Consider the following 16,718-nt stretch of genomic DNA (forward strand, 5'->3'; position numbering starts at 1 on the left):
ATAGAATGGATGAACGAAAAGAGTCACTAAGAGCAAAAATATTCTATGCATTTTTTAGTTTAATAGGCTTAAGCATGATAACATTTTTCATTCTCGTAGTACTTGCATTGACTGGAAACATTTATTATATAGCGACATTAATAACTGGAGCAATTGCCCTGTACTTATTTTTCATTTTCCGATTGTTTAATTTTTTTACTACTAAAAAAAGGACAAAATGGTTTTTAGGAATCATGGGAATAGCTCTAGCAATTAGTGCAATTACTCCTGTTAAAAAGATGTACGAGAATAGTATTCCAACAGTGGGGGCAGAATTAGATATTAGGGAGTATCAGCCATTCATTGAGCCTTTAAAGATTGCAACGCTAGAAGAAGAGGCGTCGCTAAAAATTACAGATAATCTTCCTAAGATGGACGGAGCGACTGCTTTGTATCCTTTGTATGCTTCTTTTGCTCAGGCGATTTACCCAGAAAAAACATATGAGCCAGGCTCCAGTGAAGTCATGGTGAATACAACTCCCGATGCATACAATAATTTAATCCAAGGTAAGGTAGATATGATTTTCGTGGCGCAGCCTTCTAAGGAGCAAATCAATCACGCAAAGCGTAATGGTGTAGAGCTTAAACTTACACCGATTGGGAGAGAAGCATTTGTGTTTTTTGTCCACCAAAAAAATGAAGTAGACGGGCTCAGTATTAAGCAAATCCAGGATATTTACTCAGGGAGCATTAAAAATTGGCAGAATGTTGGAGGAAGTGACGATTCTATACGAGCATTCCAACGACCTGAGGGTAGTGGGAGTCAAACAGCTTTACAAAGTTTAATGGGAGAAACTCCTTTAATGGAAGCTCCGACTCAGGATATTGTGAATGCCATGGATGGAATTATTGAAGAGGTAGCCCAATATAAAAATTATAAAAATGCTATTGGTTACACCTTTCGTTTTTATTCGAATGAAATGGTGAAAAACGACCAGATTAAACTATTAAACATAAACGGGATAGCACCTACGAAAGAGAATATTCGAAACAACCAATATCCAATTGCATCAGAGTTTTATGTAATAACAACCAATACTAAAAATCCCCATGTAGATGAACTCATCGAATGGATTCTTTCTCCGCAAGGGCAGGAACTAGTTGAAAAAACAGGATATGTACCAATACATGAATAATAGGTTGCGAGTTTTCCTCATAACCTATTATTCATGTGTTAGGAAATAGGAATCTGCGAACTACCTCCACAGATTTCCTACACTTTTCTTATATAGAGTTTAGTTCTTTGTTTAGTTTTTTTGCTTGTATACGGAAATAGTAGTAGAAGGCTAGCCAATGTAAGGTATAAACAACAACGAAAATGGTAAGTGCAGTTCCAAAACTAAACAAGGTAAAAGGAATCCAGCCTATAAAGAAGGCAAAGATAAAATATGCTACAAAAACAGTTAGAAAATGGAGGACAGTTGCTTGCATCATTGTAAAACGCATATTCTCGAAGTAGAGTGGAGTTACTGTGAATAACCAACCGCAAAATATAGAACCTAATGAATTTTTCAAGAATAGCGGCCCGTTTAATGTTTCTCTGTCACTAAAGAGAACGACACCATTTGTTAATAGGACAGCTATAAATGCACCGAAAAAGATACCAATCATGCTTCTAAACAAAAAAGTTTTCATTCGCTTTTCCTCCTGTTCATCTTTAGGGCCTCCTTAATATGATTGACGTACGTTCTAGAGACATATTCTTTTGCTCCAGATTTAAAGTAAACGCATAGCGTCCCATTGAAAGAAGCCTCAAAACGATTGAGTTCATAGAGGTTAGCTATTACTGATTTAGATAAACGTATAAATTTGCTTGATGGTAAGATTTCCTCTAGCTCATATAACTTTTCCTTCAATCTATACGATCCAGTTGAGGTTACTGCAATAACCGCCTCCTTTTCTGTATGAAAATAATGAATGTCCTCTGGCTTTAAAATATGCTGCATTTCACCTATTTTACCAACTAAAAATTCAGTTTCTCTGCCTTTTATAAACTCTAATAATTCCTGAACTGATTCACTTAGCTTAGGCGTTTCAATTTTGACTTTCGTCTCTTTAAATTCACTATCAATAGTTAACGATACTTTCATTTACAGCACCTCTCTTATCAATAGTGTAAACCTTCAAATAATAATTGTCTTTAGATTTTCCGCTTGTGCATGAAACGAATAAGGAGGATAGATACAATCAGAACCCCTCCAATATAGCTAAGAGAAATCAGTGTTTCATTAGACAAAGAAAGCTGACCATTCCACACTGCCTTAAACATGTTATTCATATGATAGAGAGGGTTTAGCTCTGCAATAACCTGCACAAACTTTGGCATTAAGTTAATCGGCTGTGCAAAACCCCCGGTAAAAATGACAACCTGCATGATAACGATAGAAAATACAAGAGCACTGTTCATATTCTTGAAAAAGGAGTAAATAGCAGACGCCATGATTAGTAATGCAACGTTCATAAGTATAAAAAAAACGTAGGAAGTAAGAACGTTCATTAAATCAAAGGACAAATCATACATAACTAATCCAATGCCAAATATCATAAGGTAGCCTATGGTTGTAATAATAATCGCCCGTAAAATGCTTGAAGTTAGTAAAATATTTTTGGGTACAGGAGATAGACGAATTCGTTTTTCAACACCAGTTGTACGATGAGTGACCTGATCAAACCCAAAAGCAAAAAAGACAACGGTGAATGTTATAAGTAAAATAAAGGATGGTGTATAAGATTGTGCATAATTTAATCCATGATCATACGTCATTTCACCATATAATTGGCCCATAAAGATATACGTGATTGGTGGTATAACAATGGCAAAGACAAGGTAAAAAATTTCTCTAGAAAACATAAGTAAATCATATTTTAATTGTGTAGCTAACATGATAAGTCCCCCTTAGATAGATACTTTCTGAAGGTAAAAGTCATTGATGGAGCGGTGGCCTAAAGCTAAAATTTCATCGGTTGTAGCAAAAACCTCGTTTGTACCATTGTTGATTAGCAATACCTTGTCACAGTACAGCTCTACCTCATCCATATTGTGGGTAGTCAAAATGACGGTGCCTCCGGTGCGTTCATTGTATTGAGTTATATAGGACCACAGCATATTACGCATATGTGGATCTAAACCAGTGGTTGGCTCATCTAAAATAAGCAGCTTGGGCTCGGACAAAAATGCAATAGATAGGCTTACAATTTGTTTCCAGCCACCAGATAATTTATCAAAATATTTTTTGCGATGTGGCTCTAATTTAAAGTCTCCCATAATTTTTTCTATATCAATGGAGGATCTATAATAGGACTTAAATAGCTTTAATAATTCCTCTACCTTTAACGTACGATAAAATTGAGTCGGCTGTAGAACAACCGCAATTTGTTTTCGAAGCTCTTCTAAGCGCTGCATGGAAATGGAACAAATATTTTCTTCTAGTACTAGGACACTTCCAGCATCAAATTGTTTGATAGTCATGAGAATTTCTAAAAAAGTAGATTTACCTGCTCCATTTTTTCCAATCACCCCGATGATTTCCCCCGTTGTTGCTTGAAAATCTAAACCTATTAGTACCTCCTTATCCCCATAAGATTTTTTCAAATTTTGAACTTCAATAATATGCAAAATAATCCCTCCCGTTTTATTTATAAACCAAGTGTATGATGATTCTGCTTTGCATTCTTCTGTATTTCGGTAAGTGGTAAGTTGGAGGAGGTAACTTGCATAAATTTATAGGTCAGTTGCAATTGTCTACTAAAAGGAAGTATATTGAGAGTATTAAAGGAGGAATTCAAATGAATCAAGCATTCTTAAACAAAGTAACTCCCATGATTAATCATGAGGAAAGACTGGTCAGAGAATTTGCATCGTATGTACTGAATGAATTTCCATTTACGCCAAGTGAGACGGTAAATGAACAACTAACGAATGCGCTAAATGCTGACGTACAAGAAAGGGATTCCATTCTAGTCTGGGGACAGGAGAATAATGTAACAGAAGAAACGTTCCCGATTCTGATGAAGCTCCTCCAAAAGGTAACAAAGTCGAAGAGACATTTAGTCCTTCAATATGTCATGAATCTACCTTCTCAGGTTCTGGTGGACAAAGCAAATCAGCTTACTCCTTATATTGGAACGGAGTACATTGAATTCAATCAATTATTATTGGAGGCAAGCAAGGATGCGCTTTGGAAAACGTATGAGGAGGTTGTTGGGAATGTTAACCGTGATGGATTCAACGCGCTAGAATTTCAAAAATCTAAAAAGATACTTGGACGAATGATTGAGAAGGACAGCTATGGCCCTCAAGAAGTGAAGAAAATTCTGGAGCAAGAGATAGGAGAAAAACATTTCTCGGTCGCTGGCATTTTAGCTGTAAGAGCAGTTGGTATCCTACAGTTAAATGAATATATACCTTCGCTTGCTACCCTATTAGATAGAGAAGAAGATATTCTATTAGAAGAAGTGGCAGTTGCACTTAGTAGCTTTCAATTAGATGATGTAGTGGAAGCAGTTGCTCCCTATGCGATGAAGAATGAAACGTGTATTTATGCGACCAGTATTTTAAAAGAAACGAAAACGGACAAAGCAATAGAAGTACTAATAAAAAGCTATGATAAGTTAGATGAGACTGGAAAAGAGACTGTTATTGAGTCTATAACAGCTCACTTAACAGAGCAAGCATTTCCTTTAATAGAGGATTACCTTAGTAATGGCTACCATGGCGGTATGATTGATTTAGAACAAACACTTTACGCTTTCTATACAGTAATGGGACGTTCACATGATTCGTTGGGAGAATGGAAGCAAATTGCGGAGCAAAACGCCATAGAGTTTGAACAAGAGCAACAAGCACAGGCTTCCCAACCAGTAGTAAGCGAAAAAATAGGTAGAAATGATCCATGTCCGTGTGGCAGCGGTAAAAAATATAAAAAATGCTGTGGAAAATGATTAGCTTTATTGAAAAAATTAATGAAATACAGGAGAACCACCATTAACTGGTGGTTTTTCTATATAATGATATAGCAGAAAATTTAAAAAGTTAAATAACATCTAAAAATTTTACGGGGGAAAAATTATGAAAGGAGAAGGGGATATGGAATATTTAAGTATGGTTTTTTTACAGGTAGTAGCACCTATTTTAATCATGTTGATGATTGGTGCATGGCTACAATGGAAGTTTTCGTTTAACCTGAAAGCGTTATCTAACCTAATCACCTATTGTCTAATGCCAGCCGCTGTGTTTATTAACATTTATGAGACTGAAGTTAATGCAGGAATATTAGGAAGCATTACGCTATATCTGCTTATTTTTAGTGCTTGCTTAATGGTGGTTAGCTGGCTGCTTGGAAAACTTTTAAAGCTAGAGAAGAAGCAGTCAGCTATTTTTAGTAATAGTATCGTGCTGATCAATTCTGGAAACTATGGGATTCCGGTCAGTCAAATGCTTTTCTATGCCAATCCACTGGGAACTTCTATTCAAATCATTATTGTTATCTTTCAAAATATCATGACCTATACATATGGACTTTATAATTTGATATCTACTACAAAATCTGGACTGGACATATTGAAAAGTTTATTTCGTCTCCCATTGGTACATGCGCTGATAATAGGGGCATTGATGAATTACTGGAATATTGGCATTCCTATATCATTGAGAATTCCAATCGACTATTTAGCTAATGCATTTATATCAATTGCGCTTATTACACTGGGCGCACAATTGGCGCAGCTCAATATAAAGACTATTTTCAACAAGCTCATTTTGTTTAGCACATTTGGTCGCTTAATAATAGGCCCATTGCTTGCCTTTGGATTAATCACTTTAATGGAATTGGATGGAGTCGTTGCTCAGTCTTTGTTTATCGCAAGCGCTTTTCCGACTTCTAGAAACAGTTCAACCTTGGCACTAGAATATGATGTGGAGCCAAACCTAGCAGCACAAATAGTATTGTTTTCAACCGTTGTTAGCTGCCTAACAGTAACAGTTGTCATTTATTTATCGAATATATGGTGGGGATGAGATGAAGAAGCAGAAACGTTCATTGCAAAAAAGAATATTTGGGTTTGGTGCAATCTTTGTGTCATTAGTTGCAATTATTATCGGTGTCTCTCTTTATTTTACAATGTCTCATGCAATAGAAGATGAAATTGGAGAAAGGGCACTCAGTATAGCCAAGACGACAGCGGAGCGACCGGATATTTTGGCGGGCTTTCAGTCAGAAAATCCTACTGAGCTCCTACAGCCAATAGCTCTAGAGATTCAGGGTTTAACCGGAGCGGAATATATTGTTATTGGAGACGAGGAAGGCTATCGTTACGCCCACCCAGTAGAGGACAGAATAGGAGAAAAAATGGTTGGCGATGACAATGAGCAAGCATTAGTTTATGGGAAATCCTACGTTTCCGAGGCGACTGGGACATTGGGATCTGCGTTAAGAGGAAAGGCTCCTGTTTTGGATGAACAAGGGGAAATAGTCGGGATTATTTCGGTAGGGTTTTTAAAGGAAGACATGAGTCTTATCTTTGCAAGGTATATTGATAATATTGCATATATTGTTTTGATTGCAATAGCCATTGGAATTATTGGCTCTAGTATTTTGGCACGGACTATTAAAAAGGAGCTCTTTAATCTAGAACCCTCGGAAATTGCTAACTTGTTCATGGAGCGAAATGCTTTAATAGAGTCGATACGGGAGGGAGTCATAATGGTCGATGCTAAGGGAATCATTACCATGATTAATACGGCAGCTCATGAAGTTCTCTCTTTACCTACGGAAGCCCAATTGGTTGGGAGGAACATTTGGGAGGTTATCCCTAATACATACCTCCTGCAGGTTATGGAGACTGGGGAGCAGCATTTAGACCGACCTATGGAGATTAAAGGGAAAAAGGCTATTGTTAATCGAATTCCAATACGTGTCGGTGAGGAAATTATAGGAGCAGTTTCAAGCTTTCGTCTTCAATCTGACATAGACAAGCTGTCGGAGGAGCTTTCACAGGTAAAGCAGTACACAGAAGCCCTAAGAGCACAAACTCATGAGTATCACAATTTTCTTTACACAATTTCTGGCTTAATACAGCTTCATTCCTACGAGGATGCGATTGAGTTAATACAGTTAGAGACAGCAGAGCATCAGTCGCTTATTCAATTTATGACTAGAAGACTGCAGGACCCTTTTTTAGGGGGAATTGTGATTGGCTTTTTAAATCGTGCCAAGGAGTTGAAGGTGCGCTTTATCTTAGATGAGGATAGTTACTTAGAAAAGATTCCAAGTCATTTACAAAAGCATTTATTTGTCTCTATTATAGGAAATTTAGTGACAAATGCCTTTGAGGCGGTCGAATCTAAACCAGAAGCAGAACGAAATGTTCGGATATATATTTTTGATAATGGAGAAGAAATTATTATAGAAGTCGAGGATTCTGGAGATGGAATGCCGAATGGGCTATTAGATATTGTACTAACTGAAAAGATATCCACAAAAAGTGAGGGAGATCATGGATACGGATTGGTTAAGGTAAAGGATAGTTTAAATGATTTAGCTGGAAAGATTTCCATTGAACGAGGAGATTTGGGTGGGGCATTGTTTATCGTGTCTATACCAAAAGGAGGTTACTTGCATGACAAAGGAAATTGAAGTTTTAATCATAGAGGATGACAGACGAATTTCTGATATTCATCGTAGATTTATAGAGAAAATTGAAGGATTCCAAATGATTGGTGCAGCCTTCACGGGAGAAGAGGCGAAGGATTGGATTATTTCATATAAGCCGGATCTGATTTTACTAGATGTGTACCTACCTGATACGAAAGGGACAGAGCTACTAAAAGTCATTCAGGAATATAGTCCAGAAACAGACATTATCTTCATCACAGCTGCCTCTGAATCTAATATTGTAAAAAAAGCATTCCGAAGCGGTGTAGCAGACTATATCTTAAAGCCACTTACCTTTGAAAGATTTAAAGAAAGCTTACTTGCGTACAAGGCAAAAAGAGACATTCTAGAAGAAGAGGGCCAAGTCCAGGAAAGCATCATCAAATCTCTTTGGGGAAACAGTACAACTAACGGTACGTTAGAAAAGGAAGCAATACCTCCTAAAGGGATAGATCCAATTACAAAGGAAAAGGTAGTCAATCATATTAAACAAATTAAGGATGGGATTACAGCAGAGGGACTTGGAATGGATATTGGTGTTAGTCGCTCAACTGCACGGCGATATCTAGAGTATTTAGTATCGGAACGAATCGTTTATACAGAGCTTATTTACGGTTCAGTAGGAAGACCAGAGAGAAGATACTTTATAAATCAGTCGTGAACAATATGAACAAAATGATTTTTATGTTCCTTATTGAACTTATAACCACAAACATTGAATATATAAAATGTTTTGATAAATTAATAGAAAGCGTATGAAAACGCTCTCATAAAATAGGTTATAAGGAGGGAAAGTTAGATGTGGATGAAAAAATTTGCTCCTATCGCTTTAGTCGCAACACTTACATTAGGTCTTGCAGCGTGTTCATCGGATGATGGAGGTGTTAAAGCATCGGAGTATCCAAAGAATAACATTACACTTGTTGCTCCTTCTGGAGCAGGTGGTGGCTGGGATCTTACAGCACGTGCCATTGCAAAAACATTAAACGATACAAAATTGGTGGAGAAGCCAATTACAGTGGAGAATAAACCAGGTGGTGGTGGAGCTGTATACATGGCAGAATTCGCTACGAAAGAAGTAAAAAATGATCATGTCCTAATGGTTAAATCACCACCAATTCTTATTAATAACAACAAGGCTGAAGGGAATAGTCCATATGGCTACAAGGATACTACTCCTTTAGCACAGCTTACTCGTGATTATGGCGCAATCGTAGTAAAAAATGATTCTAAGTTTGAATCACTTCAAGACGTGCTAGACGCTATTAAAGCAGATCCGAAAGCAGTTACTTTAGCTGGAGGGTCAGCACCGGGCTCTATGGATCATTTAGTTGGAGTACTACCAGCACATGAAGCGGGAATCGACCCTAAGTCTGTAAAGTATGTGCCCTATGACGGAGGGGGAGAAGCAGTTGCTGCTCTTCTTGGTGGAAATGCTGATGTGATAGCTACAGATGCTTCTACTATCGCAACTTATGTGAAGTCTGGAGATGTGAGAGTTTTGGCAGTTAGCTCTAGTGAACGATTAGAGGGAGAGCTTGCTGAAGTTCCAACATTCAAGGAATCCGGAATTGATGCAGAATTCACTATTTGGCGTGGAATTTTTGGCCCTAAGGAAATGTCTGAAGGTGCTGTAACCTATTGGTCAGAAAAGCTGGAAAAGATGACGGAGACAGACGAGTGGAAAGCAGAGCTTGAGAGAAACGGCTGGGCTAGTGAATATCGTAACTCAGAAGACTTTACCGCTTATTTAGAAGAGCAAGATGAAGTAATTGTAGAATTGCTAACAGCTCTTGGTATGCAGAAATAATCAGGTGAGGCGACTAGTAAAGTCGCCTTTTCCTTTTGGTGGGAGGGATAGATAGATGAATAAAAGCTTTGACCGCTTTGCTGGTATTGGCTTTTTATTGGTAGGAATAATTTTTTTGGTGGAGAGTCAAAAAATTTCTGATAGCGCATATGGCTCCTCAGTAGGACCAAAAATCTTTCCGATGTGGCTTGGAATTATATTAATGCTTCTTAGTATTCGCTTAATATATGAAACGTTTAAATATAAATCAGAGGAATCTGGCAAAGAAAAGCTTCAATATAAGAAATTTATCATAATTTTTGTTAGTGCCTTACTTTACGCCTTTTTACTCGAAAAGATTGGTTATGTTATTTCTACTTTTCTCTTTCTGCTTGTTGCTTTTCAAACAGTTGAACGTGGAAAAGTTATTTACTCGGTCATCATATCTGCCGTATTTTCAGTCGGGGTTTATTACTTATTCTCAGAGCTGCTCGGAGGTTCGTTACCAGGATTTCCACTGCTATAAGGAGGGAGACATCAAGCGATGAGTACATTACAGTTTTTAATGGATGGATTTAGTGTTGCCTTCCAATGGCAAAATATATTATTTGCATTTGTAGGTGTAATTATTGGAACCGCTGTTGGCGTTTTACCTGGGATTGGACCTATGAGCGGTGTGGCTCTCCTAATTCCGGTAACTGCAACTATCACGTCGGGGATGCCAACAGAAGCTGCAGCAGCTAGCTCTATTATATTGTTAGCAGGGGTTTATTATGGTGCTATGTATGGGGGGTCAACGACATCTATATTATTGAATACACCGGGAGAGTCCTCATCCGTTGTAACTACATTAGACGGATACCAAATGGCACAGCAGGGCAGAGCAGGAGCTGCTTTATCCATCGCTGCTATCGGATCATTCGTGGCAGGAATTGTTGCCCTTCTCGGTCTAGTGCTGCTAGCCGAGCCTCTTTCTAATGTCGCGATTAAATTCGGACCAGCTGAGTACTTTTCTTTAATGCTGCTGGGGCTAGCTGCCGTTAGTGGGCTCGCAGGAAAGTCTATGACCAAGGCATTAATAATGACTGTTTTAGGACTCATGCTAGGAACGATTGGTATTGATGCAGTTTCCGGTATTGCTCGCTTTACATATGACCAACCGATTCTTTATTCTGGTCTAGAGTTTTTAACAATCGCTGTAGGATTATTTGCACTAGGTGAGGTATTTAAAACGATATTGGAGAAAGATGAAGAGACGGGTAATATAGCAAAGATAAACCGCATACTACCCACTAAACAGGATATCAAGGACAGCTCTGTACCTATTGTCCGAGGTTCATTACTTGGCTTCTTTATTGGAGTCTTACCAGGAGCAGGGGCTACACTTGCATCCTTCTTTTCCTACACTACAGAGAAGAAATTTAGCAAAAAGCCTGAAACTTTCGGCAAGGGGAATATTGCAGGAGTGGCTGGTCCAGAATCAGCAAACAATGCAGCTTCAGGTGGAGCGATGATTCCACTTTTGACACTAGGTATACCTGGATCTGGGACAACAGCGATCCTTATGGGAGCACTTATTATGTATAATATTCAGCCAGGCCCGTTATTATTTGATGAGCATCCAGAGGTTGCATGGGGTCTGATTGCTAGTATGTTCATTGGGAATCTGATGCTGCTTGTGTTGAATATGCCATTAGTTAGAGTGTTTGCAAAAATTATTGAAACACCTAAAAAATATTTGCTACCAATGATTATAGCCATTTCATTTTTCGGAGTGTACGCTGTACAGTACACAACCTTCGATTTGTTTTTATTATTAGGCTGTGGAATACTTGGGTATCTCTTATCTAAAAATGATTTCCCAGTTGCCCCATTAGTGCTTGCACTTGTGTTAGGTCCTATGATAGAAAATAACATGCGCCGTGCACTGACCATTTCTAACGGAGACTTTAGTATCTTCTTTACGAAACCATTATCATTAGTTTTCATAATTGTGGCAGCTGCTTGGTTGTTAGTCCCTCTTATATTAAAGGCTAGAGGGAAACAAGTGATTATTAATGAGGAAGAATAGATATAAGGGATTCTTAAAAGATGGTTTTAAGATATTTCCGCTTTAAGCGGGCGCTTTCTGGTGGGGGAGTGAAAAAGCTGGCCCTGTCGCTTACACGTCATTTGGAATGGCCTTAGCTGTCTACCTCCCCGCCTGTCTATATGCTTTTCTTATCCCTCAAAACAGCTGCCAGAGTCATAAACTTTGGTAGCTGTTTTTTTATAAAAATGTATTGCTATAGGCGCTCACTTTTAATTGAGGTGATCGATAAATATTAAAATAGGAGGACGATCATGAAGTGCGATCATCCTCCTAAAAATTATTCGGTATTGAATGGACTATAGGTCTGTAGCTTTCGAAAAAGAGTAAAATGGAGATATTTTTATGCTAGTTTGAATTTATTTATTTCTTCTTGTAAGTCCTGAGCATTCTGTGACAGCTCAACCGCCACACCACTGACTTGCTCCATACTAGCTGTTTGCTCCTCGATAGCTGCTGCAATACTTTCTACGTTAGAGGAAGCATTTGCTGCTCCGTTAGCGATTTCCATTGCAGAGGCTGAAACCTGTTCTGCAGAAGCTGAAATTTCCTCAGAAGTAGCTGAAATTTCCTCAATTTGAATGTTCATCTGCTCTACAGCAGTGACAATTTCCTCAAAAGCTTGGCCTGCTTCTCCAATAATTTTTACACCTTCTGTAACAGAAGTGAGGGAGTCCTCAGCAGCTTTCTCTACATTGCTTGTATCTAATTTTATCTCCTTAATCAAATTCACTATTTGATTTGCGGATTGTCTAGATTCTTCTGCAAGCTTGCGAACCTCATCAGCAACAACTGCAAATCCTTTTCCATGTTCTCCTGCTCGTGCTGCTTCGATTGCAGCGTTTAGAGCTAAGAGATTAGTCTGCTCTGTGATATTCGTAATCACATTAGTGATATTTTCAATTTCAATTGTTTGTTTGCTAAGCTTTTGTACTAAATCATTCATCATCTCGGAAGAATGGTTAATCGTATTCATCTGCTCGCTAGCCTGTTGAATAATTTTACCTCCAGCGAGTGCTGCTTGATACGTCTCGTTCGAATTGTCATGTAAGCTCTGTGTTGATTCGGCAATTCTTTGAACTCCCGTTGCAGTTTCATCCATAGCGCGCGAACTTTCGTTGGCTGACTGGGCAGCAGAAGTGGAAGATTCTAGAGTGTCATTAGCACGATTGGCCATCTCATTTGTAGAGGCGGTTACCTCTTCTGTGCTAGCAGATAGCTCCTCAGCAGCTGCGCTTAAATGCTCCGAATTCTCATGTATGCGTTTGAGTAACGTTTGAAGATTGTTTTTCATTTGATTAGTAGCAGAAGAGAGCTTTCCTATTTCATCCTTAGATACGTATTTCAAATCATCCACCGATAAATCTCCAGTCGCAATGGTTTCGGACACGCTCACCATTTCTTTTAACGGATTAGAGATTTGCTTACGAGTGAACCACATAACAAAACAACCGTTTATCAGAATAATGACTAACATAACAATTGCTACAATGTTAGACAGAATCATAGCGTTATCCGTATCTTCCGATATTTTATTCAGTTCCTTATCCTGATAATCGAGCATTTTTTTTGCAACATCTAAAATACCAGCATTTGCAGGAGTAATACGATCCTTTAAAATTCTTGTTCCAGAGCTCATGCTACCTGTTTTAGCATACTCCAAGTATATTCCAGATGCCTCATTGAATTCATTTTTATAAACGTAAATCTCTTCAACATATTCCTTCATAGTTTTGGAGTGGGCAAGAGATGCAATTTCAGCAATTTTGTTGTCGACATACTGGATATAGTATTCTAACTGCTCCTTCGTCTCTGGAGAATTATCAATTAACAGTTCCTGTGAATATTGACCCTGCATTCCAATCCCAAAACGAATCTCGTCGATTATTCGTAATTGAGTGACTCTATAGTCGAGAGCCTCATCCACTTTACTTTCCACATTAGCAGATGTAAGCATAAATGTTCCAGTAGAGATTAATAACAAAACTAGAATAGTGATAAATGCGATGTTTAACTTTTTGCCGATACTCATAAGCTGCCTTCTTTCCAATAAATATAATCACTTCGTATTTATCGACTATTAGTAATGTCATTTGAAGTAGGCTAATGAAAAATTATTACTAAAAGGAATTTATTGATAAAAATTTAATAAAAATAGTCTAAAGTAGCTTAAAAACATTGTTGACATGGAGTTAACTCCACGATTTAAAGTCAAAGAGGAGGTGTTGGAGATGGAAATAGTTGTTCATAGTTTAGTTTGTATGTATGGATTCTTAACATTAGTAGCTGGAGTGGTACAATGGAAGGAAAAGGGTTTTTCTATACGATCCTTATTATTTGTGTTAACTTCGCTTGCATTGGTTGTAAGCTCGTTCATTCCAAACTGGACGTTGTATTTAATAGTAGTCTGTTTTATAAGTCTACATTTGCTAGCAATCTGGGAAGGAATACAGACAAAGGGAAGGATCAGCTATAGTCACCATGGTTTTCGGTTTGTTTTTCATATGCTAATTGTAATAGGGGTGATATTGTGAAAATTGGAGAATTTGCTTCCCAGACCGGGGTTAGCAAGGATACTATTCGTTATTATGAAAAGATAAAACTATTAAAGCCAAACATAGAGTGCCATCACCGAGATTACACAGAAGAGGATATACTGTCTATCCAAGTAATTATTAAGCTAAAACAGAATGGTTTTACATTAAATGAAATAAAATTACTCTTTGAGTGGACTGAACATGTAGATAAAGATAGTGAATTAACTGAGGAAGAAACAGATAAATTACAATTGCTAAGAAATTTATTTCAAGAAAAATATCGGGAAATGATACAAAAAGAAGAACAGATTATACAAATAAAAGAAGTGTTGCTCCGTGCAGACAAGAAAATGGAACAATTACTTGGAGGAACAAAAAATGAGACCTAATCTAACAAAAAATTTAAGCATAGAGGAATTTCAACAGTACTATTGGTTAAAGGAAGAACTTCAAAAGTTTTGTAGAGAACACAGTATTAGTCCCTCTGGTTCTAAAATAGAAATTGCCAATCGAATAGAGGTTTTCTTGCGCTCAGGTGAAATACTTCAACCAGTCAGGAGGACTAAACAGGTTAAAGCAGATGCAGTGTTATCTTTAGATACTGTTATAAATGAGGGACATCGCTGTAGCCAACAAGTAAGAGCATTTTTTCAGCATACCATTGGACCAAAATTTCATTTTTCTACATTTATTCAGGACTATTTTAAAAATAACGTTGGAAAAACATACCGTGATGCAGTGAATGCTTGGAAAGGGGAAGAAGAACGTAAAAAAGATCCAACCTATAAAAGAGAGATTGCACCTCAATTTGAATATAACCGCTTCACTCAAGACTTTTTTGCCGATCCTAACAATAAAGAAAAAACACGTCAGGATGCAATCGATGCTTGGAATGCTATCAAACAGCTACCAGGTAGTAATAAATATCAAAAATAAAAAGCCGTACATTCGAATTACTTCGAGTGTACGGCTTTTATCAAGTTAATTCCGAAGAATTAAAGTTTTACGATGTTAACTGCTTGTGGTCCGCGGTTACCTTCTTCGATATCAAATTCAACTTTTTGACCTTCGTCAAGAGATTTGAATCCTTCACCTTGAATAGCTGAGAAATGAGCGAATACGTCGCTTCCGCCTTCAACCTCGATAAATCCGAAACCTTTTTCTGCGTTAAACCATTTTACTGTACCTTGTGTCATGTAAAAAACCTCCATAAAATAAATTAAATAATATAAATCTTTCAACAGATAAAAAAATTCACATATTACAAAGAGTATCGACAAACATTTCACGATCACTTTTTGTAATATGTGAATTCAATGTTTTGATGAAGCAATTTAACTATTGAACTCAGTATATAACGTAACTTCTCATTTGTCCAGTAAAGTACTTAAGATATCTCAAAGTATTTCCCTAATCCTGTAAAACAGAATAAATAATTATCTTATATTTTATATAATGAATAGCTAAGCACCAGTACTTAGGAATGTTTAAAAATAGTGAATAGTTATTCATTTTATGATATTCTTCTTTAAAGAATATTTTTAAAAGGGGAGAATGTATGCTTTTTAAAAAGGAATTTGATGTTTCCACTAAAAATGGCGTGATAATGGGAAACGGGAAGGTATCCTTTCAGGGTGTTAAACTAAATGTCCATTGTTTTGTAGTGGATGGCGTTTTAATAGATACAGGGTCACAATCTCTCGAAAAGGAATTTAAACCATTTTTTCACCAGCAGGAAGTAAATCAAGTAATGATTACTCATTATCATGAGGATCATACTGGCTGTGCTTCTTATCTACAAAATCAAGGTAAAACAATCTATATGAATGAGCTTTATATAGATTATTGCCAAACGAAAGCCGACTATCCTCTCTATCGCAAGCTATTTTGGGGGAAGAGGCAGCCGTTTAAAGCAGAACCGATTGGCGAGACGTTTACTTCCAAATCCGCCACATGGGACGTCATTCCTACACCTGGTCACGCCAAGGATCATTTAGCATTTCTTAATCGACAGACCGGTCAATTGTTTACAGGAGATCTCTATTGCCAGGAACGAACGAAGGTCGTGCTTCGAGAGGAAAGCATCCCGACATTAATAGACTCCCTACAGCGAGTTCTTATGTATGATTTTGATGAAGTTTATTGCTGCCATGCAGGCTACTTAGAGAAGGGTAGGAGACAACTCGAAAGAAAGTTACATTATTTATTAGAGATACAGGACCGTATCTTGCAGCTTCATGCGGAGGGTAAACGTGAAGAAGAAATAACCCATATTATTTTTCCGAAGAAATATCCCATCACTCGCTTCTCCATGGGTGAATGGAGCTCCCTACATATCATACGTTCCGTGATTAATGAGAGCCTCAAAAGGACTGCTACATAGTAGAGTCCTTCAGACTGTAGACAAACACCATGAATTTTGGTGTTTTGCCTACAGTCTTTTTTCCTTTAAGAGATAAAGCTAGAAATGTTAATCTCCGCTCCGAGCGGACGCTTTCCGCGGGCACGGCTTCAGCCGCTTCCTTCGCTACGCTCTGTCCAGGGTCTTCAGCTCGCGCTATTCCCGCTGGAGTCGCCGCTCTCCGCTCCAATCAACAATGCTTCCTATTAAA

19 protein-coding genes are annotated in these 16,718 nt (G+C 37.7%); 12 read left to right on the forward strand and 7 right to left on the reverse strand.

Features of this window, described 5'->3' with window-relative positions:
* Positions 1–5: 5 nt before the first annotated feature.
* Positions 6–1,175, forward strand: a complete 1,170-nt coding sequence (locus D0S48_RS15395) for a PstS family phosphate ABC transporter substrate-binding protein (RefSeq protein WP_225321632.1) — start codon at positions 6–8, stop codon at positions 1,173–1,175.
* Between the two features lie 88 nt (positions 1,176–1,263).
* Here the strand turns inward: D0S48_RS15395 and D0S48_RS15400 are convergent, their stop codons facing one another.
* The 4 genes from D0S48_RS15400 to D0S48_RS15415 are packed head-to-tail and all read right to left on the reverse strand — an operon-like array spanning position 1,264 to position 3,655.
* Positions 1,264–1,674, reverse strand: coding sequence for a DUF3021 domain-containing protein (locus D0S48_RS15400; protein ID WP_151112524.1), 411 nt, complete (start codon positions 1,672–1,674; stop codon positions 1,264–1,266).
* Positions 1,671–2,129, reverse strand: a complete 459-nt coding sequence (locus D0S48_RS15405) for a LytTR family DNA-binding domain-containing protein (protein WP_151112526.1) — start codon at positions 2,127–2,129, stop codon at positions 1,671–1,673. Before D0S48_RS15405 ends, D0S48_RS15400 begins: the two co-directional genes overlap by 4 nt.
* A gap of 50 nt (positions 2,130–2,179) precedes the next feature.
* Positions 2,180–2,923 (reverse strand): ABC transporter permease, encoded by a 744-nt coding sequence (locus D0S48_RS15410; RefSeq protein WP_151112529.1) that lies wholly within the window; start codon positions 2,921–2,923, stop codon positions 2,180–2,182.
* Between the two features lie 12 nt (positions 2,924–2,935).
* Entirely contained in the window at positions 2,936–3,655 is a 720-nt protein-coding gene (locus D0S48_RS15415; protein WP_151112531.1) for an ABC transporter ATP-binding protein, read from the reverse strand.
* A 95-nt stretch (positions 3,656–3,750) separates the two neighbouring features.
* Between D0S48_RS15415 and D0S48_RS15420 the strand changes: the two genes are divergently transcribed.
* The 7 genes from D0S48_RS15420 (at position 3,751) to D0S48_RS15450 (ending at position 11,551) form a co-directional block, all read left to right on the forward strand.
* Positions 3,751–4,980: a YecA family protein gene (locus D0S48_RS15420; protein WP_151112533.1), complete on the forward strand. Its 1,230-nt coding sequence runs from the start codon at positions 3,751–3,753 to the stop codon at positions 4,978–4,980.
* Between the two features lie 145 nt (positions 4,981–5,125).
* Positions 5,126–6,055 (forward strand): AEC family transporter, encoded by a 930-nt coding sequence (locus D0S48_RS15425; RefSeq protein ID WP_151112535.1) that lies wholly within the window; start codon positions 5,126–5,128, stop codon positions 6,053–6,055.
* A 1-nt stretch (position 6,056) separates the two neighbouring features.
* On the forward strand, positions 6,057–7,673 hold the full coding sequence (locus D0S48_RS15430) for an ATP-binding protein (RefSeq protein WP_151112537.1): 1,617 nt from the start codon (positions 6,057–6,059) through the stop codon (positions 7,671–7,673).
* A complete protein-coding gene (locus D0S48_RS15435) occupies positions 7,657–8,352 on the forward strand; it encodes a response regulator (protein WP_144541691.1) in 696 nt (231 codons plus the stop codon). Before D0S48_RS15430 ends, D0S48_RS15435 begins: the two co-directional genes overlap by 17 nt.
* Before the next feature lie 138 nt (positions 8,353–8,490).
* Positions 8,491–9,501, forward strand: coding sequence for a Bug family tripartite tricarboxylate transporter substrate binding protein (locus tag D0S48_RS15440; RefSeq protein WP_151112539.1), 1,011 nt, complete (start codon positions 8,491–8,493; stop codon positions 9,499–9,501).
* 55 nt (positions 9,502–9,556) lie between these two features.
* Positions 9,557–10,006: a tripartite tricarboxylate transporter TctB family protein gene (locus D0S48_RS15445; protein WP_144541695.1), complete on the forward strand. Its 450-nt coding sequence runs from the start codon at positions 9,557–9,559 to the stop codon at positions 10,004–10,006.
* Between the two features lie 18 nt (positions 10,007–10,024).
* Positions 10,025–11,551 carry a tripartite tricarboxylate transporter permease gene (locus D0S48_RS15450; RefSeq protein WP_151112541.1) on the forward strand — a complete coding sequence of 509 codons (1,527 nt, stop codon included), beginning with the start codon at positions 10,025–10,027 and terminating at the stop codon, positions 11,549–11,551.
* A 361-nt stretch (positions 11,552–11,912) separates the two neighbouring features.
* On the opposite strand, the gene D0S48_RS15455 is transcribed toward D0S48_RS15450, so the two are convergent.
* Positions 11,913–13,601, reverse strand: a complete 1,689-nt coding sequence (locus D0S48_RS15455) for a methyl-accepting chemotaxis protein (protein WP_151112543.1) — start codon at positions 13,599–13,601, stop codon at positions 11,913–11,915.
* Between the two features lie 199 nt (positions 13,602–13,800).
* On the opposite strand from D0S48_RS15455, the gene D0S48_RS15460 reads away from it, so the two are divergent.
* Genes D0S48_RS15460 through D0S48_RS15470 form a run of 3 tightly spaced genes read left to right on the forward strand, consistent with a single transcriptional unit; the run spans position 13,801 to position 15,042 of the window.
* Positions 13,801–14,103: a hypothetical protein gene (locus D0S48_RS15460; protein ID WP_151112545.1), complete on the forward strand. Its 303-nt coding sequence runs from the start codon at positions 13,801–13,803 to the stop codon at positions 14,101–14,103.
* Positions 14,100–14,495: a MerR family transcriptional regulator gene (locus tag D0S48_RS15465; RefSeq protein ID WP_191963816.1), complete on the forward strand. Its 396-nt coding sequence runs from the start codon at positions 14,100–14,102 to the stop codon at positions 14,493–14,495. Before D0S48_RS15460 ends, D0S48_RS15465 begins: the two co-directional genes overlap by 4 nt.
* The gene (locus D0S48_RS15470) at positions 14,485–15,042 is read left to right on the forward strand and encodes a DUF6434 domain-containing protein (protein WP_151112549.1); all 558 of its coding nucleotides are present in this window, start codon (positions 14,485–14,487) and stop codon (positions 15,040–15,042) included. The genes D0S48_RS15465 and D0S48_RS15470 overlap by 11 nt, the downstream gene beginning before the upstream one ends.
* A gap of 59 nt (positions 15,043–15,101) precedes the next feature.
* Here D0S48_RS15470 and D0S48_RS15475 read toward each other — a convergent pair whose 3' ends face one another.
* Positions 15,102–15,302, reverse strand: a complete 201-nt coding sequence (locus D0S48_RS15475; RefSeq protein WP_144541707.1) for a cold-shock protein — start codon at positions 15,300–15,302, stop codon at positions 15,102–15,104.
* A 362-nt stretch (positions 15,303–15,664) separates the two neighbouring features.
* Here D0S48_RS15475 and D0S48_RS15480 point away from each other — a divergent pair, with 362 nt between their 5' ends.
* Positions 15,665–16,489: an MBL fold metallo-hydrolase gene (locus D0S48_RS15480; protein WP_151112551.1), complete on the forward strand. Its 825-nt coding sequence runs from the start codon at positions 15,665–15,667 to the stop codon at positions 16,487–16,489.
* On the opposite strand, the gene D0S48_RS20695 is transcribed toward D0S48_RS15480, so the two are convergent.
* Entirely contained in the window at positions 16,482–16,697 is a 216-nt protein-coding gene (locus D0S48_RS20695) for a hypothetical protein (RefSeq protein ID WP_191963921.1), read from the reverse strand. The genes D0S48_RS15480 and D0S48_RS20695 overlap by 8 nt on opposite strands.
* Positions 16,698–16,718: the final 21 nt, after the last annotated feature.

Source organism: Psychrobacillus sp. AK 1817 (genome assembly GCF_008807035.1).
Taxonomy (GTDB): Bacteria; Bacillota; Bacilli; order Bacillales_A; family Planococcaceae; genus Psychrobacillus; species Psychrobacillus faecigallinarum.